Source organism: bacterium (genome assembly GCA_023150945.1).
Taxonomy (GTDB): Bacteria; Zhuqueibacterota; Zhuqueibacteria; order Zhuqueibacterales; family Zhuqueibacteraceae; genus Coneutiohabitans.
Genome location: JAKLJX010000035.1, coordinates 25,201 through 45,156 on the forward strand (window position 1 = coordinate 25,201; position 19,956 = coordinate 45,156).

At 56.9% G+C, this 19,956-nt stretch carries 16 protein-coding genes; 1 reads left to right on the plus strand and 15 read right to left on the minus strand.

Annotated features, from left to right (window positions below; all coding sequences use genetic code 11):
* Nucleotides 1-139 precede the first annotated feature (139 nt).
* From L6R21_26420 to L6R21_26475, 12 genes are all read right to left on the minus strand, one after another.
* Nucleotides 140-3,010, minus strand: coding sequence for a TonB-dependent receptor (locus L6R21_26420; protein MCK6562742.1), 2,871 nt, complete (start codon nucleotides 3,008-3,010; stop codon nucleotides 140-142).
* Nucleotides 3,011-3,174: 164 nt separating this feature from the next.
* The gene (locus L6R21_26425; protein ID MCK6562743.1) at nucleotides 3,175-4,062 is read right to left on the minus strand and encodes a zinc-binding dehydrogenase; all 888 of its coding nucleotides are present in this window, start codon (nucleotides 4,060-4,062) and stop codon (nucleotides 3,175-3,177) included.
* Between the two features lie 179 nt (nucleotides 4,063-4,241).
* Nucleotides 4,242-5,423: a T9SS type A sorting domain-containing protein gene (locus L6R21_26430; protein MCK6562744.1), complete on the minus strand. Its 1,182-nt coding sequence runs from the start codon at nucleotides 5,421-5,423 to the stop codon at nucleotides 4,242-4,244.
* 168 nt (nucleotides 5,424-5,591) lie between these two features.
* A complete protein-coding gene (locus tag L6R21_26435) occupies nucleotides 5,592-6,887 on the minus strand; it encodes an outer membrane protein transport protein (GenBank protein ID MCK6562745.1) in 1,296 nt (431 codons plus the stop codon).
* Between the two features lie 88 nt (nucleotides 6,888-6,975).
* Nucleotides 6,976-7,941 carry a hypothetical protein gene (locus L6R21_26440; GenBank protein MCK6562746.1) on the minus strand — a complete coding sequence of 322 codons (966 nt, stop codon included), beginning with the start codon at nucleotides 7,939-7,941 and terminating at the stop codon, nucleotides 6,976-6,978.
* Between the two features lie 79 nt (nucleotides 7,942-8,020).
* On the minus strand, nucleotides 8,021-9,370 hold the full coding sequence (locus tag L6R21_26445) for a GWxTD domain-containing protein (GenBank protein MCK6562747.1): 1,350 nt from the start codon (nucleotides 9,368-9,370) through the stop codon (nucleotides 8,021-8,023).
* A gap of 50 nt (nucleotides 9,371-9,420) precedes the next feature.
* Complete coding sequence (locus L6R21_26450) at nucleotides 9,421-10,251, minus strand: carbohydrate ABC transporter permease (protein MCK6562748.1); 831 nt, start codon at nucleotides 10,249-10,251, stop codon at nucleotides 9,421-9,423.
* 68 nt (nucleotides 10,252-10,319) lie between these two features.
* Nucleotides 10,320-11,225 carry a sugar ABC transporter permease gene (locus L6R21_26455; GenBank protein ID MCK6562749.1) on the minus strand — a complete coding sequence of 302 codons (906 nt, stop codon included), beginning with the start codon at nucleotides 11,223-11,225 and terminating at the stop codon, nucleotides 10,320-10,322.
* 102 nt (nucleotides 11,226-11,327) lie between these two features.
* Nucleotides 11,328-12,656, minus strand: coding sequence for an ABC transporter substrate-binding protein (locus L6R21_26460; protein ID MCK6562750.1), 1,329 nt, complete (start codon nucleotides 12,654-12,656; stop codon nucleotides 11,328-11,330).
* Between the two features lie 193 nt (nucleotides 12,657-12,849).
* The gene (locus L6R21_26465; protein ID MCK6562751.1) at nucleotides 12,850-13,920 is read right to left on the minus strand and encodes a LacI family transcriptional regulator; all 1,071 of its coding nucleotides are present in this window, start codon (nucleotides 13,918-13,920) and stop codon (nucleotides 12,850-12,852) included.
* Nucleotides 13,921-13,966: 46 nt separating this feature from the next.
* Nucleotides 13,967-14,443, minus strand: a complete 477-nt coding sequence (locus L6R21_26470; GenBank protein ID MCK6562752.1) for a hypothetical protein — start codon at nucleotides 14,441-14,443, stop codon at nucleotides 13,967-13,969.
* A gap of 302 nt (nucleotides 14,444-14,745) precedes the next feature.
* Nucleotides 14,746-16,239, minus strand: a complete 1,494-nt coding sequence (locus L6R21_26475) for a PLP-dependent aminotransferase family protein (protein MCK6562753.1) — start codon at nucleotides 16,237-16,239, stop codon at nucleotides 14,746-14,748.
* Nucleotides 16,240-16,402: 163 nt separating this feature from the next.
* Between L6R21_26475 and L6R21_26480 the strand changes: the two genes are divergently transcribed.
* The gene (locus L6R21_26480; GenBank protein MCK6562754.1) at nucleotides 16,403-16,867 is read left to right on the plus strand and encodes a carboxymuconolactone decarboxylase family protein; all 465 of its coding nucleotides are present in this window, start codon (nucleotides 16,403-16,405) and stop codon (nucleotides 16,865-16,867) included.
* Between the two features lie 190 nt (nucleotides 16,868-17,057).
* Here L6R21_26480 and L6R21_26485 read toward each other — a convergent pair whose 3' ends face one another.
* From L6R21_26485 to L6R21_26495, 3 genes are all read right to left on the minus strand, one after another.
* A complete protein-coding gene (locus tag L6R21_26485; GenBank protein MCK6562755.1) occupies nucleotides 17,058-17,837 on the minus strand; it encodes a hypothetical protein in 780 nt (259 codons plus the stop codon).
* 163 nt (nucleotides 17,838-18,000) lie between these two features.
* Nucleotides 18,001-19,155 carry a helix-turn-helix domain-containing protein gene (locus L6R21_26490; protein MCK6562756.1) on the minus strand — a complete coding sequence of 385 codons (1,155 nt, stop codon included), beginning with the start codon at nucleotides 19,153-19,155 and terminating at the stop codon, nucleotides 18,001-18,003.
* Between the two features lie 70 nt (nucleotides 19,156-19,225).
* Nucleotides 19,226-19,570, minus strand: coding sequence for a cupin domain-containing protein (locus L6R21_26495; GenBank protein ID MCK6562757.1), 345 nt, complete (start codon nucleotides 19,568-19,570; stop codon nucleotides 19,226-19,228).
* Between the last annotated feature and the right edge of the window lie 386 nt (nucleotides 19,571-19,956).

Genomic DNA, 19,956 nt, shown 5'->3' on the forward strand with positions numbered 1-19,956 from the left:
CGCAAAGGGTCGCAAAAAAAATTTGCTCGCGCATGCTTTGCGTCGCTGCGGCTGGGCGTGAGATTCCTGGCGTTGTGGAAATGTTGACATGGGGTTCTTTCCTGCTACTTGACCTGCCTGACACAACATAATTGACGCCTCAAAATCTGATCGCAGCCCCGAAAATCACCATGCGTGGAAGATTACGATATTGCAGCACGTCGGGGAACGGACCGCCGTTGGGAGATTTTTCCGGAAACACTTCGAAACCGGAATTGATGAAGCGCGCCTTGTCTTCCGGTTGCGCATCGCTCACGGTCTGCAAGTCCACCCACTTGTCGTTGAAGACGTTACGAATTTCCACAAACACCGTGGGCAGCAGCGGTTTGATATCAAGCTCTTTGCGCAGACGCAAATCAGCGTTCTTGTCCGCCGGGCGAATGAACGCTTTGCCGCCTTCAACGAAATTGTGGCTGGCAATCTGTTTGTGCGGATAGTAGACTTGATAATCCAGCGCCAGCTCGATCTTGGAAAGAAGCCCGCGCAGCGGCGCGAATTTTTCCGGGGTCGCGAGCGTGAGGCCGAATTTCAAGCGCGGCGGATCATAGAGAATGGCGTCGCCAATGCCCTTGGTGGGATCGATGCCGGTTTGAATATCCGAGCCGGGCGCGGCAATGACGTCGGGATCTCCGGAGCGACCGAAGATGCCGGTGGTCCACGTGTAATTCAAATAGCCGCCCCAATATCCCGCCAGCGGTTTGCGGACCTGGAGCTCGAGGCCTTTGGCGTCCGCATAGTCGGAATTGCCGGTGGTCAGATAAGAAGTGCCGTCGGCCATGAACACCTGCACGGTGCGCACGGAGTTGCGATAGTCTTTGTAGAACGCGGTCACGTCCGTAACCAGGCCGCCGAAGTTGCGCTCGACGCCCACCTCATAGGCCACGGCCTTCTGCGGCTTCAGCTTGCGATTGCCGAGATTGTACGGCAGGGAGTCACCGAAGGCGGGATAGGTCAGATAGGTATTCAAAATGCCGGTGACCTCTCCGCCTTCGCCGCCGTAGCCCTCACCATAATTGCCGAAAGTGGCGCGCTGAAAGAAATGCCCATAGGAAAAGTGCAGCACGGCTCTTTCCGAAATCGGATGCGAAATGCCGAGGCGCGGCGAAAGCTGTCCGGAAATCCTGGTCGGTTCGGTTCGGGGATTCGGTTCGCGGTTTTCCCGTGCGGCGGCCACCAAATCGAACGGATCGAACGGATCGAGATAGACCACGTCGTTCGGGTTATAGAAGTCATAGCGCAGCCCGAGATTCATGATCAAGCCTTCGAATTCGAGCTTGTTTTGAAAATAGAGGTTGCCTTCGTAAGGATGATAGACTGCGCGCTCGATCACGCTGTAGGTTCGCGCCTCTTGAAAACGATTCAACGAGTAATAAGTGAAATCGCCGCCGGATTTGATCTGCCAGTTCTTGTTGAGCTGGCTGAGGTAATCTCCCGAAAAGGTGAGATCCGCGTCCCGGTCGCGGCCGCGATAATAGTAGCCGGTGGTGTGCAGGCCGATCAGGTTGCTGTTGCCGCCGGGAATCGCATTGCCGTTCGCATCGACCGCGCGCAGCCGGTCGGTTTGCGGGGCACCGGTTTCCCAGCCCGCTTCATCATTGGGAAACGTCGACTGGCTGCGGTAGGTGAAGCTGCGGCTCAAGTAGGCTTCATAGAAGGAATTCTTGCTGAGCGTGTGAGTGAGTTTGAGCGTTTGGCCGTTGATGCGATACTTCGGATAGCCCGGGTAATCGACATAGGCATACTTGTTTTCCGGCGAAACCCAGCCCGGGCCCATGGCTTCCATGCCCCAATTCGTGTTCGCGGAGCCGGCAAAGGAAGAGAACATCAGTTTCATGTTGGGGCGCAGTTGGAAAGTGACCTTTGCCGTGGCATCGATCCACGATCCCATCTTGCGGTAACTGTTTCCCGTGATGGGCGGTGCGGTGCGGTATCTGCCCGAAACGAAGAAAAACAGATTCCGCACCGGCAACGGCCCGCCGAGCGAGAGCTCGCCTTGCAAACCGCTGCGTTCGGTGTAATCCGTCAACGGCTGGTGCGTGCGCATGTAATCTTCGTAAGCCTGTTCCGGCGTCCAACTCGCGCGCGGATCATTGCCGGCAACGCCATTGGGATCGACCCATTGATCGGGATGATCGATCCACCATTGCAAATGGCGCGCATGCGAGTTTTCCCAATAGCGCGTGGTGGAGTAATCATAGAGCGCCGTGCCCCAATGATGCTTGCCCGGGGGCGTCCAGCGCAACTCACTGTAGCCTTCCAGCCGCGGCGAGCCTTCTTTGGTTATGATGTTGAACACGCCCGATTGCGCCTCGCCGTATTCGGCATTGAACCCGCCGGTGATGACTTCCAGTTCGCGAATGGCGCTGAGATTGATACCGGTATAGGGCTGAAAGTCCAGCGGATTGCGCGCGCGCATGCCGTCAATGATGAACGCGACTTGATCGAGCGTGCCGCGGCGCACGGTCAACTCGCCGCCGACATTGTCGATGCCGGGCAAAGTGGTGAGAATTTGTGTGAGCTGGCTGGCCGGCCGTGCGGCGATCTCCTGCGCCTGCACAAAATGCCGGGTCGAAGTTTCATCGCGTTCAACCAGTGGCCGCTCTGCGAGGACGGTCACCGTCTCCCCCATTTCAATGACGGTTTCCTCAATGCGAAAATCGACGCGCGTGGTACGATCGACACTGACGGTCACACCGGTTTTGGTCAGGCTTTTGTAGCCGATCATGGAAGCAGTCAGGCTGTAATTGCCGGGCGGCACATTGATAATGAAGTAATCTCCCGCGAGGTCGGTGGCGGCGCCCAGAGTCGTGCCGGCGAGAAGAACACTGGCACCGGGCAAAGGCGCTTGCGTTTTGGCCTCGGTCACCTTTCCGACGATTTTGCCCGTCGTGCCCGCAATGCTTTGGGGGGGATGAAAAGCAGCCGGCAACGACAAGATGATCGCCGCTGCAAGTACTTTTTTCAAGCGCATGACAAGACCCTCGCGATGATGATCATTCGAGGTGAATTCTGAACAATAAGAACCAAAACAGAAAGCAAAGTTATTGCCGGCAAGATGATTTAAAGAGTAGTTTTGCCGGCAATCATTTTGTCTTATGAATCTTTTTGTGAATCGAGGCAGACTGGCGGCCTGTGTTACAAGGTGATTACGGATTTCACAAAGCCGCTGGGCTTTTCTTTGGCCGCCGTGAACGCATTTTCGATCTTCTCCAGCGGAAACTTGTGCGTGATCAAAGGTGCCATGTCGATCTTGCCGGCGTTCAGTAAATCCATGCCGATGCGCGCGCCGCGCAGGATGGTCTCCAGATCGCGAAAATGCGCATTGACGATCGCAAAAGCCATCCAATTCCAAAAACCCAGGTCTTTGATCACGCGCGGGCCGGGATGATAGCCGAAGATAACCAATTTGCCTTCCATGCGGCAGAGGTCGGCGGCGAGATCCAGGGTACCCTGTACGCCGCCCGCCTCGAAAGCAACGTCCACGCCCCTGCCCTGCGTGAGTTCCCGCACTCGTTGCGCCGGATCTTCCCGGACCGGGTTGATGATCACGTCGGCGCCCAGGCGCTTTGCCAGTTCGAGCATGTCATCGCGCCGGTCGATGGCGATGAGTTGACGGAGGCCGCACAATTTCACTTCTTGCAGGAGAATGAGACCCATGAAGCCGGTGCCGACCAGGGCGACTGTATCGCCGAGCTGGACGTTTGCCTTCAATACGCCATTGGTGGCGCAGGCAATCGGCTCGGCCAGCGCCTGGTCGAAGGCAAGCGCGTGTGCGATCGGAAACATGCGTTCCGGCTTCACGGCGACTTGTTCGGCATACCCTCTGCCATCAACCCACACGGATACGCGGTCTCCGGGTTTGAATCCTTTCACTGCCGCACCGACTGCCAGCACTTCACCGGACACTTCGTGCCCGATGTGACGGGGATACTCCAAGCCCTCGGCTTTGACCTCCCATTGATGGATTTCCGAATGGCAGACGCCGCAGGCGCGCACGCGAATGAGGCACTCATCCTTTGACATGGTTGGCGACGGGCATTCTTCTATTCGAAAATCATGCGGGCCGTGGAGGGAGGCGAGGCGCATGGTTGGTCCTTTTTCAGTAATCAGCAACCAGTGATGAGTAATCAGTAATCAGTGATCAGTCTGGAGAATCCGCAACTGATCACTGATCACTGGAAACTGCTCACGGAACACCGGCCTTATCGCATCAAGACCATTCGCTTGGTTTGCGAGGCGCCGCCGGCTTCAAGCCGGTAGAAATAGACACCGCTGGTCAAGGCACCGGCGTTCCAATTGACCTCATACGTCCCAACAGCAAAGGGCCTGGCATTGAGCAGGGTCGCCACCAGTTGGCCGAGGCTGTTGTAGACTCTCAGCGTCACCGGCACATTCTTCGTGACGTCGAATCTGATCGTGGTGGAGGGATTGAACGGATTCGGATAGTTTTGCCGCAGGGCAAAACGCACGGGAACGCCATTGCCGTTTTCTCCCGACTCGACCGCGGTGCCGGCCTCGATGACGAACTGCAACAGCGCCCAATACTCTGAAGTACGGAGATTGTGGAAGCCGGGATCATTGTCCCCGATCGGCGGCGGCACGGCAAACGGATCATCCGGCACGCTCGGCTGCCAGGTGTAATAGGCATAGGCATCGCCGTCCGCGTCGCAAGCCTTGCTCGAGCCGGCGCTGCCGCCGAGATTGAAGCCAATCGCAGTCTGCAGCTTGATGTTGGGATTGTAGATTGCCAGCTCGATATCCCACACGCCGGTGGCGGGATCAATGAAGGTGGCCCAACGCGCAATGTCGGCGGCATTGTAAACGAAGGAGGAATCCAGTGCCGAATTGTAGGAAGGCAAGCTGTCATTGAGCGTGATCTGCTCGCCCAGAATCAGAAAATGATAGGGACCTTCCGGCGCCGTCCACACGTTGCCATCATACTGATCTCCCAATTCCTCATCGCCCAGCCGGTTCGACAGGCTGAGGAAAAGCTGGTCGCCACACCACTGCCCGTAGGGAGAGCCGCGCGTCCGGCCCCGCCAGAACAAATCCGTCGAGTCATTGACCACCTCGTCAATGTGCACGAACACATACAAGGTGTCGTCTTTCCACAGCATGCGAGCGTAAAGCTGTTCATAATCCGGCGCGGTCAGACTCTCACGGCCGTAGTAATTGGCCCAGATTTCGTAGCTGGTTGCGGTGACCAAATCGGCGCGGCCGGCAGTCTGCCATTCCGGTTCGTTCATCTTGCCGTCAATTGTGATTGCCGCAGGGTCCACCTTCGGAATTGCGACGACTCTGCGGGTGTAGTCCTGCCCAAAGCTGGAGGAGGCGGCGCTCAGCAGGAAGAGCCCGAAAACCAGGAGTGAAGCAAGTTTTTTCATCTCTCTGCTCCTTGCGTTTTGTGTAGTGACCCAGCCGGCCCGACTGGTGCATGGTAAATTGCCAAGCCGGCGCTCCGGCTTGCGGCGGCGACCCAGTCGGCTCGACTGGCAGGCACATCGTTTTCCAGGCCCGCGGCCTGGGTTGCATTCTTAATTCTCCACCTCCCTTCAAAACTTGTTCTGCACGGTCACGATGGGCACGAGGGCTTTCACATCATATTTTCCAGGCGAATTGGAATTCTCGGCGGCCGCAATCGCCGCCGTGACGCCGAGGGTGTAGGCCAGGGCAGCATCGATCGCGAAGTTGCCGTCCTGATAACCAATTCCCAACGAGAGTGAGTGCGCGTCAACGCTTGGGAAAAGCATGCTGTAGGATTCCGCCGAATTGGGACTCTGGCTGTAACGATAGCCGGCGCGATAGGCCAGACCCTGCGGTGGCGCATACTCGAATCCGAATCCCAAATCCATGCTGTTCGCAAAAGCCAGCGGGAAGCTGCTGCCGCGCAAACCGGTCACGCCATCCACTTCCGTAAGCCGGGATTGCCATCTGCTGTCGTTGAATTGGAAATCAAAATTATTCCGTGTATTTGCCCACAAACTGTAAGCTGCGTCCAGATTCAGCTCCCAGGATTTGCCCAACTGATAGACCAGCCCCGCCCCCCAGACCCAGGGCATCTCAAAATCTCCCGAAAGATCGACGCGCGTTGCGGCGCCATCCAAGTCCGCCAGCATTCGGCTGGTGGCCTCGCCACTGAGCGCGGCCTTATAGGCGCTGCGTACCGTGCCTCCGAGGCGCACTTTCTCCGACAGCGTGGCGAGCAGGCCAAGTTGAACGCCGGAGGTCCAGGCGTCTTGCTCGTATTCAAATTGATAAGCGGCTTCCCCGCGGTTTTGATACCATTCCTGGTTGGCAAGGGGAAACGCGGTGTGCTGGCGCAGATGATAAGCGCTCGCCGTCACGCCCAAGGCAAAGCGCCCGAATCGCCAGGCCAGCGCCGGTGATATCGCCTCGATTTGAATCCGGTTGAACATGTCGAAGGCGGCGAGCGTAGTGCTGACGCCCTTGGTGAAAACCAGGGCAAAAGGCCAGTTGACTTGGTAATCCGCGGGCCGGGAAAAAGTGAGCGCTGCGCTGAACCGGGGCGCGAGCGTCCAATATACTCCGGCGGAAAAATTGAAGTTGTGCTCGCGATAGGAACGAAAGCGATCCTGTGGCGAGCGCTCGTAGGCAAATTGTCCGTACCAATCTCCAATCGTGAGCTCCAGCGCACGGCCAGGCAGATAAACAAGTCCTGCCGGGTTGAGGAGGGCGGTGGCGGAGCCAACAGTTCCGGCGAGATAAAGTCCGTTGCGCGCAAGGGCGCGATTGCCGGCGGTGAGCCCGAATCCCTGCGAAAAGAGGGTCGGGGAGGACAGCATGATGCTGAGCAGCGCGAGCAAAAGATGAACGCTTCTTATTCTCATTGTCGACTCCGTTACAGACCAGCGGCCGGTATGACCAGCGCAATCCCGGCAGCCCGACCGGATTCTCTCAACTAGTCGCTGGCCGGTGTCACCACGTGCGAAAGGTTGCGTGAGCGTAGAAATTCGTCGAGTTCAGCCGGCGGCGGCCATCCCAGTCTTTGTTGGCGATCCAAACATAGTAATCCTTGTTGCGCTCCAATCCCCGTGCGGGATATTCGGCAAAGACGTGGGTCGTAGAAATCGGCTGACCCATCGTGACGGGGGCGCGGATCACATTCTTTTTGCCATACACCGGCTGCCCTCCGCTGGATTCTTCAGACCAGACTTCCCAAAGATTGCCGGTCACTTGATACTGCTGGGCATTCACCAAGCCCAGCGCCGCCATCAACGTGTCAGTGACTCCGCTCTGGATAATCTGCCATGTGATGATGGGATTGTTACTGTCACGCGATTGCCTGACGTTGATCACGCCAAGCCGGCCGGTGGGTTTGACCTCTTTCACGTTCACGAAAACGTCAATGGTGTCACCCTTCTGAGTGTGGCTGAGGGGATGGATGAAAACGGTATCGCCGCGCGTTTCCACCGGCGCGGCGGCCGCGCCAGTATTCACGCGCAACTGTTTGTTGGCACTGCTTGATAGCGATTTCCAGGCCTCCTCTTTGAGAACCCAGAAGGTGTAGCCAAGATCTTCTTCCAGTTGGTCAAGGCGCTTGCCGCCATACTGAGCGGTCAGATCCTGCGCACCTGTGGGAACCTGGCCATATGTCACGGGATAATGAATATTATTGTCACCGGCGTGAATCAGCCAGACCAGGGTGGAATCCAGCGCCGCGACTGGACCGCGATTGATGCCAAGCGCCGTCACATAGCCGCCCAACCACGTCAGCTTTGGCGTTAGGGTGCCGCCCTCAACCGCAATGTCCGACATCACCGGCTGCCCGGCATAAGGCGCGAGCGGAGACTCATCGTCACCGCAAGCAAGCGCCAGGGCAAGGATTCCTGCGATGACCAAACTTCGGTATTGCCCTCGCGGCAATCGGGCCCATCCGATCATGGCACTTACCTCACTTGTAAAAAAATGTCAGACAGCCACGCAGGCAGCCGCCTGCACGTGCTTCAGTACCGCGCACGGATTAGAGTCGTTTGATCAACCGCCGCCAATCGGTATTGTGCACCTCCCCCTCCTTGCTCGAATGCAGCAATACAAAACGGCCGTTGGACTGCAAATCCGCGAACGCAAAATCGTAGCGCCGCTCCTTTGAGTAGATCCAAATCTCGTAGGGCACGGTTTCGGCCTCGGCGTGATGGCGATCGATATCATCCGGCGGGCCGTATTGTATCAACACGCGGCCGCGATCGCTGGCCCAGCCCGCTTCCGTGCTCCAGCCAAAGTGTTCGTTGGCGTAATGATAACGCTGCTGCACCTGCTCGAGATATTCGTTTGGCTCCGTCGCCGGCGTGGGGTCGCGATCACGCCAAAAATTGATGAGAAATTGCGCCTGGCCGGTGGCGCTCAGGCGTTGATAGAACTGGTACTCCTCCGGCGTGGCGCAGTATTTCAGCAGCCGGCCCGCTTGTTGGGATTGCTCCGGCGTCAAGCTCGGGCCGCTGAGATAGTCCATTTGAATGACTTCGAAGGCCCGCGCAAGCTCTACCACCTCTCCGTGCGGGGAATCGGCGATGCGTGCCGACAATTCGTAGATGCCGGATGGCACGGTGGAGACCTCCACCCCATGCACCACGCCGGCGGTGGTACCGGGTTTTCGAATGGCGATCGGGGGAAACGTTTTGACCGCTGCTCCGCTTTGATCATGGATCGAATAAAGTGCCGCCAACTGACCTGCGCCAGCCTGCGGAAGGTTGTACAACTCATAGTAGAAGTAGAGCACGGGATTCAATACCCCATACCGCCGCGCGGGATTGGGAACGATCGTGCGCCGGTTCTTCACAAAACGCGCGTTGGTTTCGCCCGACGCAGCACTCACGGCAAACTCGATTTGGCTCGCCTCAAACTTCTCACTCGTCATGGCCGGAGCATCAAAGGTGAAGAAAACCCGGCCTTGGTTGGAACCATGCAAATCCGCCACCGTCAATGCCAGGTCGTAGCGGCCGGGAGCAAGCGCTTCAGCCCATTGGTCATAAATGGCAAGCGCACTGACGCCAGCCGAATCATGAACGATCTCTGCCTCCGTGGTCCATTCGCGCCGGCGCTTTTCGTTTCGGCGCTCGTCCTGCAGCAACGCGGAATTGTGGAAGATCGCAACTTGCTTTCCGTCTTTGGTCACGTGGCGCAACTGATCGGCATACAGCATTTGGTAGAATTCCACATAGGTCTTGCCCTGGGATCCCCGAAAGCTCGCATGATCCACATAGAAACGAATCGCGCCGGTTGAAACCGCGGGCACGTCTTGCGCGAGCAGCGCTCTGGCAGGCATGGCGATCAACAGCGCGAGGGGGAGTCGTATTCCGAGCCGTGCTTTCATCGGTAATCCAGTTTGCCGGACTGGCGGCATTGGCAGACGTGCAGCCGGCGTTACTCTTTCAGACCGCTGAGGGTGATGCCCTGGATGAAGTACTTTTGCGCGAAGAAGAAGATCAAAAGTATCGGAATCGTAGCGGTAACCGAAGCGGCCATGAGCTTGTCCCATTCCGTAGTGTAGCGGTCGCGAAAAACCGCCAGACCCAATTGCACCGTGCGCATCTCCTCGGAGTTGGTGACGATCAAGGCCCAAAGGAAATCGTTGAACACGCCCATAAAAGTGAAGACGGCCAGCGTTGCCAGGGCCGGCTTGGAAAGCGGAAGAACGACACGCCAGAGCACGCCGGCGTGGCTGCAGCCGTCGATGTACGCAGCGTCTTCCAGTTCGCGCGGAATGGTGAGGAAAAACTGCCGGAGCAGAAACGTTCCAAAGGCGGAAGCCAGTCCGGGAACGATGAGGGCGTAGTAGGTGTCGATCCAGCCCAACCAATAGAGCATCATGAAGCTGGGAATCATGGTGACCTGACCGGGTATCATCATGGTCCCGAGAAAAAGCAGGAAGAGCGCTTCGCGCCCGCGGAATTGCAGGCGCGCAAAAGCGAAGGCGGCCATCGAGCAGGTCAGCAACTGCCCAAACGTCACGGTCACCGCGACAAAGATGCTGTTCAGATAGAACCGCCCGAAGGGCGCGGCCGCGAAGGCATTGACGTAGTTGTCGAACTTCAGCTTGCTGGGCAGCCATTTCGGCGGATAGAGCAGAATCTCTCCGAGGTCTTTGCAGGAGGTCAAGACCATCCAGATGAAGGGCGCCAGCGTCGCCAGCGCGACCGCATAAATCGCAAGGTGAAAGAGGATAGCTTTCGCACTTTTCCAGCAAGCGTTCATGAATGTTCTCACTCTCGCCCGGCAGACGCTCCGACGGTGCCGGGAAATCACCCGGCCGGCGGCCGGGATTACGTATAGTGCACCCGGCGCTGCAGGAATCTGATTTGCAGCAATGTGAGGATAAAGATCAGCGCAAACAGCAGATAGGCGACCGCTGAGGCGTAGCCCATTTCAAAAAATTTGAAAGCCTGCTCGTAAAGATAAAACACCAGCACTTTCGTCGTGCCCAGCGGGCCGCCGGAAGTCAACACATAAACGATGTCGAACACTTGAAAAGAGCCGATGATGGACATGACGACAATGAAGAACGTGGTCGGACTGAGCAAAGGCAGGGTGATATTCCAGAATTTCGACCATTTCCCGGCGCCATCGATTTCCGCGGCTTCATAATAATGCTGCGGAATGGCTTCGAGTCCGGCCGCGAAGAGCACCATGTTGACGCCGAAGGTCTTCCAAACGCCCATGATGATGAGGGCCGACATGGCGGCGGTGGGATCGTTCAACCAATTGACCGAGGGCAAACCAAACCAGCTCAGGAAATAATTCAGCAGCCCGAAATTCGGCTCATAAATCCAGCGCCAAATCACGGCCGCGGCCACGGCGGAGATGATGACCGGCGTAAAAAAGGCCGTACGCAAGAATTTCTTGCCGAAGACCTTCTTGTGCAGGAAGTAGGCCACCAGCAGCGCGAACGCCATGTTGAGCGGAACCGTACCCAGCGTGTAGACGGCCGTGTTCTTGAGCACGGACCAGAATTCCGCGCTTTGGAGCACGCGGGTATAATTTTCCAACCCGACAAAGGCGCGCTCCTGACTGAACATGTTCCATTTGTGGAAACTCAAATAGAAGGAAAAAAGCACCGGAAAGAGAATGAAAGCGGAAAAGACCAACAGGGTCGGAGAGAGAAAGAGGATGGCACTGCGGCCTTGCTGATAAATCAGGGGCCGGCTCTTCTTGGTGACCTGGAATGGCACGATTTGCTCCGCCTGTTGGCCTGCCACCGCCGCATGCGAACAGAAACATCAGCACGAATGTCCGCGAGACTCACACCACCGCTTCTGGCAACCGGAGCGGCGCTACTTGCGAGCGGCCTGTGCCGCCTGCTGCAGGAGTTGATTCGCTTTGGCCGCAGCCTCATCCAGCACGGTCTTGGGATCCTGTTTGCCCAGCGTCGCCTTTTCGATGGCTTCCGCCATCAAGCGCGTGATTTCCAGCCCGTGAAAATCCACCGGCCGCGGGCTTTGGCCAAAGTCCAACTGGTCGACGTACACTTTCAAGCCGGGATTGGCCTGCAGAAAATCCTGATAGGCTTTGATCTTGGTTGCTGCATGCCGCACCGGGAGATAACCGGATTTCATGGACCACTCTGCTTGCGTTTCCGGTTTGAGAATCCACTTTACAAATGTCCACGCCTCCTGCGGATGCTGGCTTTGCTTGAAGATTGCCAGATATTCGCCACCGACGATAGTTGCACGCTTGGCCGGGCCGGCCGGCAATGGTGCAATCGCCCAATCAATATGCCGAAATCCCCGATAGCGCGGCAGATTCCAGGGGCCGTCCAACATCATGGCGAGCTGCTGGCCGGGAAACGCGGCATCATAGTCCGGCGTAAAGCTGATCAAATTCAACTCGTGATAGATCTCCTTCCACAACGTCAGTGCTTGCACGCCGGCTGCACTGTTGAAGAGCACTTCGGTCTGTTCAAGATTGATATTGTATCCTCCGGCCTGCCACAGGAACGGCAACCACTGCCAAGCCATCCAATTCCCCAGCGGCCCCGAGGCCGGAAAGATGGGAATGCCAAAACCGACTTGATCGAGTTTGCCGTCGCCGTTCTTGTCAAAGGTCAACTTTCTGGCATATTCGCGCAACTCCTCCCAATTTTGCGGCGGGCGATCGGGATCAAGCCCGGCGTTGCGAAAAAGGCCGCGATTGTACAGCAAGCCCAAATTGGTCGCTTCCATGGGCATACTGTAAAGCGTACCGCGCCACGAAGCCGCTTCCAACAATGCCGGATAGAAATCATTGAGCTCTTCCGCGGCCAGCCCGTTGGGGCCGTGGAGGAATTCATCCATTTGGTAGATGGCATTGGCCTGCACGAGATTCTGCAGATAGTCCGCATGAATCCAGGAGACATCAGGCGCGGTCTGGCTTTGAATGGCAGTGATGAGCTTCTGAATGAGAGCGTCGCCGGAGGGAATGTACTGGGCTTTGACCGCGAGGTTGGGATGCTCTTGCTCGAATTTCTTGAGCAACTCATTGAGCGCGGGAACGGTGGAAGAAACGAAGCTGTGCCAGAACGTGATGGTGACTTTTGCTGCCGCACGATCTTTCTTTTGCCCACAGCCGAACATCAAGGAGCAGGCAAGGACGAGGCCAACCAGAGGAGTGATGGGGGATCTCACAAAACCTCCGTGGAGCTGCCAGCAAAAACCTGCGGATTGGAGAAATTATTCAGTCATGTGCCTGTTGCACTTGGGCGACCGCGAAAAAAATCAATACGCAATCGTTTGCGCAAAATGCTCAAAAGAAACATCTTTCTGCTGTTTCTCGACTGTCCCTACGTCCACCAAGCGAGCCGCCGACCTTACCGCGGGGTCATGCCGCGGCAGCGGCGGCGCGCGGCTGGGTTCTCGCAATCAAACGCACCGAATCCCGCACGATCAGCCTTGGCTTGAGCACGATGCGGTTCGCTTCGCGATTACTCTTTTCATTGATTTGCTGCACCAGCAGCTTCACGGCAATCTCCCCCATGACTTCCTTCGGCTGCGCCACTGCGGTGAGCGGGCTCATTATGAAGGGCGCGAAGTCCATGTCATCGAAGGCGACCACCGAAATGTCCTCGGGAATGCGTCGGCCCGCCTCAAAGATCGCCTGCAATGCGCCGAGCGTGATCAAATCACTGGCGGCAAAAATTGCGCTGGGCGGCGGCGTCATCTGCAAAAGCAGTTTGGTTTCAATGTAGCCGTTTTCCCTGCCGAAGTCGCGCCCGACGATCAGGCTGTCATCCACCGCCAATCCGTGCCTGAGCAAGGCATCTTTATAGCCCTGCACTCTGCCGTTGTTGGTGAAGGTATTGTCCAAACCCTTGATAATTGCGATGCGGGAGTGGCCATAGCGGATCAAATGCTCGGTGGCCTCGAACGCGCCCCGGTAATTGTCAACCATCACCGCGTCCGCATTGAGCTCGTCGAAACAGCGGTCCAGGAGAACCATCGGCACGCCTTCTTCCAGGAGGGCGGACAGGTGGTGATGCTTCTGCCCAACCGGCATGATGATCAAACCATCGACCCCTTTGCCGCGCAGGAGATTGAGATGCTCGATCTCCACCTCCAGGTTTTCATCCGTATCGCAAACGACCAGACTGTACCCCAAGCCATGGGCGGCGGTTTGAACGCTCTTGATGACATAAGCAAAGAATGGATTCGACAGATCCGGAGCGACCAAACCAATGGTCTGCGTTTTCTTCAGGCGCAGTCCGCGCGCCAGTTGATTCGGCTGATAGTTGAGCTCTTTCGCGGCCTGGAGAACGAGCGCTTCCGTTTCCTTGCTGATGCGATACTTCGCCGTCTTGTGATTGAGGACGCGCGACACAGTTGAAACCGAGATGCCGGTTTTCCTGGCAATATCGTGAATGGTGGCGGCCATAGGACGAGAGAAGAATTTCATCAATGCACAAACGTTTGCGCGAACATATCGAAATCGAAACGATTTGTCAAGCAGTTTTTTCAAGAGCGGCAAAATTTTCTATCCGCCAGGGCCGTTCGAGCGCCGCGCTGCCGGCAAGGAACAATTCCAGGATTCCCACCTTGGCAGAGAATCGCCGGATTGCCTTTCTGATCAAAATCATGCACTTGGCTTGGTGGCGGGGAGAGGATTTGAACCCGGAAGTACAACTTTCTGAGAGGCTCCTGCCGCCAGCTTGCCGACCCGCGCTCCGTTCATGTTCGCCATTCAGGCGATTTTTAGATGCACTTTTCCGATCTGGTCGACAAAATCCAGGGCCACTCCCGGTTGGCGGAGAAGCAATTGCATCTGCGCGAGGAGGAATGGAATGACGATTCAGTTGCAGCGCAATCTCCTTGAGCGTGCCCGGCCAATGGCCGTCGGCATAACCGCTGAACTTCATTTCGGTGCAGAGTTCGTTCTCGCCTTTGCTCGCGCTGAACTCGTTTCGCACTTCGGGAGTCACCGCCTCGCATCAGTACGCAATTTCACGATCGCAAATATGGATGCAATGACATTCGCCGATTTGATGCTTCTCCAATGCTGCTTCGGGAAATCAAGATAACTGAACAAGCGCGCACCCGCCTGCTCCGGCGCAGCAACGGCTTGCGAGAAGCGCGATTGCCAGTCTCTATTGAAACTGCCCTTGCACTGCAACGCCGCTGTGGGTATGGCGAAACTTGACCCGGGCAGGGAAATTCTGCAAGATCGGAAACATCGATGTGCCCAATTCGGTGCCGCACGCCCACCATTCCTCGTAAGCCGGGTTTACGAATCCTTTTTGGCAATGACCTCCTCCAGCGCGACTGCAAGCTCGCGCACCCCGCGCCGGATTTCAGACGCGTCCACTGCTGCAAACCCCAACTGCAGGCCTTCGCCCGCCAAGCGCTGGCGGCTGTATCGGCGCAATGGCGTCACTTCCACATTACGGCCCGCAGCGGCCTCTGCAACCGACTTCGCAGCAATGCCGTCGCGCAACCATCCCACCGTTTGCAACCCGGCTTCGATGTTCGAAATCTCCAGCAAACCGGCCAGCTTCTGCCGGCTGCTTTCCATGAGAACCGACAAGCGCTCGGCATACACTTCCCGCATGCGGCGAAGGTGGCGAGCGAAGTGGCCCGCGGTCATGAAGTCGCACAGCACCGCTTGAGTGAGCAGCGGCGCGTGCCGGCTGGTGACTGATATTGTGGCCGCGAAGTGATCAGTCAAATCCGCCGGAATCACCAGATAGCCCAGACGCAGCGAGGGAAACAGCACCTTGTTGAAAGTTCCGGCAAAGAGCACCAATCCATGACGATCGAGACCCTGCAGTGCCGGAACGCCGCCGTGCGGGGTATAGCGATACTCGCTGTCATAATCATCCTCAAAGATCAGCGCCCGGGACTGGCGCGCCGACTCCAAAAGTTCCAGGCGCCGGCGCAAGCTCATGGTGATTCCCAGCGGGAACTGGTGCGCCGGCGTCACATAGACCAGTCGGGCGTCCGCCAGACTCGCGTTTGGTAGCTGCATCCCCTCGCCATCCACCGGCAACGCGGATATCTTCGCGCCAACCGCCGCGAATACGATGGCCGCGCCCGGATATCCTGGATGCTCCAGACACACGCGATCGCCGGGATTCAAAAAAAGCCGCGCGGCAAGATCGAGTGCTTCCTGCACGCCGGAGACAATCGCAACCTGCTCGGGAACGCACTGCACCCCACGCGAGGTGCTGAGGTAATCGGCGACGGCCGCGCGCAGCGGCTGGTATCCCAGGGGATCACAGCCACGCAAGAGATTCGTCGACGCCTGCCGCAAACGGCGCGCAGCGATTTGTGTCCACAAATCCATCGGGAACAGATTCACCGCCGGCAGGTTGGCGCGAAAGGCGCGCACTGGCCGGGCCTCCAGACCTGGGAAGAGGGCCACGCGCCTGCCATAGTCCGAGATGCTGCGCCGTGGTTTCCTCAGGTTCGCTCCGGGCACGCGCGCCGCACGCGGCACGTGCAGCAACTCTTCGGGCAGGACTTTGCTGACATACGTGCCAGAGCCAACACTGCCTTCCAGATAGCCTTCGGACTTGAGTTGTTCAAACGCGTTGACAATCGTGCCTCGTGACAAGCGATACTGGCCGGCAAGCTCGCGCGTGCTGGGAAGTCGCACGCCGGGTCGCAGGCGGCCAGTGAGGATTTCAGCACGCAGGGCCGTGTAGAGCCAGCGGTGCGCAGGCGTTCCCGGCGCGCGTCCGGGCAGCATCAGCTCGAAAGTCGTGGTGCGTTTTGCCATGAAAAGTGGTACAGTGAAAATAAGATAAATGGTTCTTTTTGATTGGTCAGCTTCTACCTATACTGGGCCGGGTTTCGAAAGTTCCGGAGGCGCAAAAAATCGTCCGGACCGGGACGGCCCAATCGCAATAATTGCTTTGCACCATTCACTCACAGGAGTACCCATGAAAACACGTCTCCACTACGCGAAAGCCGCGCCGGGTGTTTATCAAGCCATGGATGCCCTCGATCAGTATCTCAGTACCTGCGGCTTGGAAGAAGCCCTGCTGCATCTGGTTCGGCTGCGAGCCTCGCAGATCAACGGATGCGCCTATTGCCTGGATATGCACTGGAAGGATTTGCGCGCGCTTGGCGATAATGAGCAGCGCCTGTATTCGTTGGATGCCTGGCGCGAATGCCCGTACTACAGCGAGCGTGAACGCGCGGCGCTGGCGTGGACCGAGGCCGTGACCATGATCTCCAACGGCCACGTTGCTGAGGCCATCTATGCAGAGGTGCGCCCGCATTTCAGCGAGAAGGAATTGGCAGACTTGACGCTTGCAGTTGCCGCCATCAATGCGTGGAACCGGCTGTCGATTGCAGCGCGGCTCGTACCCGGAGACTATCAACCGGCCAAGCCGGCGCGCTGAAAAGAGGTAATCGGGAGCGCGGATTCTCTTGTCCGTGAGCTGCCGACGGCGAAGAGAACTCGCGCTCCTTTGTTCTCACCAGGGCGGCCAGTGCGGCGCAGGGTCGCCCTCCCTGGTTACCCGCCTTGCGCCAGACAGCCGGCAGCGGAGCGGAAATACGAACGGAAAGCCGGTGGGCAAGAAGAAGGATTCAAAACTCGAAGCCCGTGCGCAGTGAGAAGGTGGAAACCGCGGCGACATCCACCTCAGCCGTCAAGCTGAAGAAAGAAATCGAAAACTGGCTGCCAATAATCCCGCGAGGCGTCAACAGGGTTTCGTTGTGCAGATCGACTTTCGCCGTTGTTTCGGCGGCGCGCGCCAAGTTGGCGCCGATCCCAAGATAAGGCGTCAGCTTGCCGAATCTTTTGCTCGCCGACAGATCCGCGCCCAACACGTAAAAATTCAAATCCTCGACGCCCAGCAGCGTGGCGTAACTCGTCCGCACCGCCATTGCCCACGGCTGCTGCGGTTTCATGAACAGGGCATACTTCACTTCACCGCCCATGAAGCCGTAATTCGCCTGCGGATTCTTGGTGAAATAGAAGCCCACATCGACGCGATCGGACACGCCCATTCTGGCGAAAAGCTTGGGCGCAACAATCCGGTCGCCGAGATAATGCTGCTCGTGCGGATGCGAGAACGTGTTGTTCCACGCCGGATCAGCGTCATTGATGGGGGTACTCGAGTAATCGAGGCCGACTTGCAATCGTCGCGCGCCGAGCGGCTCTGCGGGCGACATCAGCTTGAAAGTGAACACCTGGGCAGCCTCACGGGTGAATTTGTGAAACTGGCCCTGCGTCAAGGAAGGATCGAGGATGATCGCGCATTCCTTGTAGCGATGGTTGACGTGCAGCTCTTGCGCGTTGGCAATGGTGAGACAGCATAACACGAGAATGGCCGGTACGATTCGGCTGAGGGTTTTGAGGCGCATTTGGACCTCCTGTTTCTGGTTCAAGAGAAAACCCTGACTGATCCCATTTGGATTTGTTTTCGCCGCAAGCGGGGATGTGCGCCGCGTGCGGGATAAATCTAATACCCTGAGCCGTACGAATCGTCTCAGCTTATCGGTAAGGACATCTTTCCGGGCGGACTGCTCAGAAATCGGCCACCTGAAACCTCGCTTCCGCGGCCTTCTTGAATTGCGAGGGTGTCATGTTGGCATGTTTCTTGAAAGCCGCGTTGAACACAGATTTGGAACTAAAGCCGACGTCATACGCGATTGCCAAAATCGTAAGGTGCCGATAGGCCGGATCAAGCAATCGCCTTTTTGCTTCCGCCACTCTGTAATTGTTTACAAAATCATAAAAGTTTTGCTGCAATCGGTCATTGATGATTTGAGAAAGATGATGCGCCGGAACGGCAACACACTCGGCCAGTTCATTCAGCGTCAGATCGTTCTTGGTGTAGATCTTTTTGGAATCCATGAATTGCTGCAAGCGGCGCAGGTAGTTCTCCGACTGCTCGGGTGAAAGTCCGGATCTTTGATACTTCGGCGCGCGGGTGAAATGAACCTCCTCGCTATGGATTTCCCGTTGGCGCAGGCTCAAGTAACCCATGACATAAATAAAAACCGCTGTTGCCTGAGCAATGAAGTGGTCCGCCTCGTCGGTTAAGGTGAGGCCGATGACGGGCAGAATGTTGACGATGAACACCAGCAACCAAATGCCGGCCGAGCCAATCGTGAGGTTGCGCAGCCAGGTGAGATTGATTTTGTCAATGGAGGAGAAGGAATCCTTGATTGTCCGCGAATGCCGTTGCAGCAGAAGCAGGCTCAGGATCAAGTAAACATTGCCCTGCAAAATCATGATCCACTCAAACGAAACGAGAGCCAACGGTTTGCCGGCCTCGTTCATGTTCTCGATAAACCGGAATTTCTCCGCGGCGCTGGACAGATGAAAGGGCAGCATGTACGCTTTGAAGATCACGAACGGCAGAAAATGAAGCCACTCGCGCTTTTCGAGACGGCGGCCGGGAGAAATCATGAGCCGGACATACACGTAATGCAGCGGACCAAACAGGAAGGGCAACCCGGTGGTCACGCCAATCAAATGAGGAAACGACTGCTGGTAATTCATCATGGTGAAAGCCACGTCGGTGATATACACCGAATACAGCGACACCAGCAGGGCCAGTATCCGATTCGCCGCTTGATTCCGTTTTCTTTCAAGCAGCAGGAGCGCCAGAAAGAACCCCTGACCAGCGCCCAGTAACAGGATCACCGAGAAAATATCAAACGAGAGTTGCATCATGCTGTTCGCGGTTGATCATGCACGTCGTGTAGTGGCTTGCCGGTAATTGCCCTTGATGCTGTTTCGACTTCTACTTGTCCTGCAGCCATTCCTGAATCATCCGGGGTGAGGCGTGAATGCAGAGCATTTCAAGGCGATCGCCGCCGATATTGATGAATTTGTGGGGAGTGTCAGCTCCCACCACGCCGACGTCGCCCGGGCCAGCCTCGATCTCCACGCCGTCCGCGGTTATGCGTACGCTTCCACTGCGGACGATCCAGGTCTCAGAATAAGGATGCCTGTGCAAGGCCGGCCCCTTGCCTGGCTCGACGTTGACGAGGAAGAAGGAGATTCCCGAGCCATGTGGCTCACCCTCAAATTTTACCGTACCGCCGCGATCAGGTTGCAGGTCACGTTTCCGAATGATTGTATGCATGGAAGATCTCCTGATGTGGGTCGGCGCAGCCTTTTGCGAACGACGCAGACGCGCGGCCTGACTTCCGGTATCGAAGAAGAAGTGGACATGAACAGGGTGTTCAAAAGTGATGCTTGACGTCATGCCCGGTGCGCCGTTTTAGCAAGGCATCCACAGACTTCTATAAGAACAAAAATTTCGTTTTTGCCGGAATGACTGCGGCGATGAATTTGAGCTTGTTCAACACCTTGTTCGAACTGATTTCCTGAAAAGTATAGCATAAATCACTCGCGTGTCAACATAAATCTTGCGGGATGACCATGAGTAAGTGTTTGTTAAAAAATAAGCTTTACAATTAAATATTTTGTGTTATCTTGTAGACATGCACAATTTAAAGGCCTACAAAA

Excerpts from the sequence above, each read along its gene's own strand:
- L6R21_26435 (MCK6562745.1), bottom strand. The coding sequence starts at position 6,887 with ATGAGAATAAGAAGCGTTCATCTTTTGCTCGCGCTGCTCAGCATCATG.
- L6R21_26495 (MCK6562757.1), bottom strand. The coding sequence starts at position 19,570 with ATGCATACAATCATTCGGAAACGTGACCTGCAACCTGATCGCGGCGGT.
- L6R21_26475 (MCK6562753.1), bottom strand. The coding sequence starts at position 16,239 with ATGGCAAAACGCACCACGACTTTCGAGCTGATGCTGCCCGGACGCGCG.
- L6R21_26445 (MCK6562747.1), bottom strand. The coding sequence starts at position 9,370 with ATGAAAGCACGGCTCGGAATACGACTCCCCCTCGCGCTGTTGATCGCC.
- L6R21_26485 (MCK6562755.1), bottom strand. The coding sequence starts at position 17,837 with ATGCGCCTCAAAACCCTCAGCCGAATCGTACCGGCCATTCTCGTGTTA.
- L6R21_26430 (MCK6562744.1), bottom strand. The coding sequence starts at position 5,423 with ATGAAAAAACTTGCTTCACTCCTGGTTTTCGGGCTCTTCCTGCTGAGC.
- L6R21_26480 (MCK6562754.1), top strand. The coding sequence starts at position 16,403 with ATGAAAACACGTCTCCACTACGCGAAAGCCGCGCCGGGTGTTTATCAA.
- L6R21_26450 (MCK6562748.1), bottom strand. The coding sequence starts at position 10,251 with ATGAACGCTTGCTGGAAAAGTGCGAAAGCTATCCTCTTTCACCTTGCG.
- L6R21_26440 (MCK6562746.1), bottom strand. The coding sequence starts at position 7,941 with ATGATCGGATGGGCCCGATTGCCGCGAGGGCAATACCGAAGTTTGGTC.
- L6R21_26490 (MCK6562756.1), bottom strand. The coding sequence starts at position 19,155 with ATGATGCAACTCTCGTTTGATATTTTCTCGGTGATCCTGTTACTGGGC.
- L6R21_26425 (MCK6562743.1), bottom strand. The coding sequence starts at position 4,062 with ATGTCAAAGGATGAGTGCCTCATTCGCGTGCGCGCCTGCGGCGTCTGC.
- L6R21_26420 (MCK6562742.1), bottom strand. The coding sequence starts at position 3,010 with ATGCGCTTGAAAAAAGTACTTGCAGCGGCGATCATCTTGTCGTTGCCG.
- L6R21_26465 (MCK6562751.1), bottom strand. The coding sequence starts at position 13,920 with ATGAAATTCTTCTCTCGTCCTATGGCCGCCACCATTCACGATATTGCC.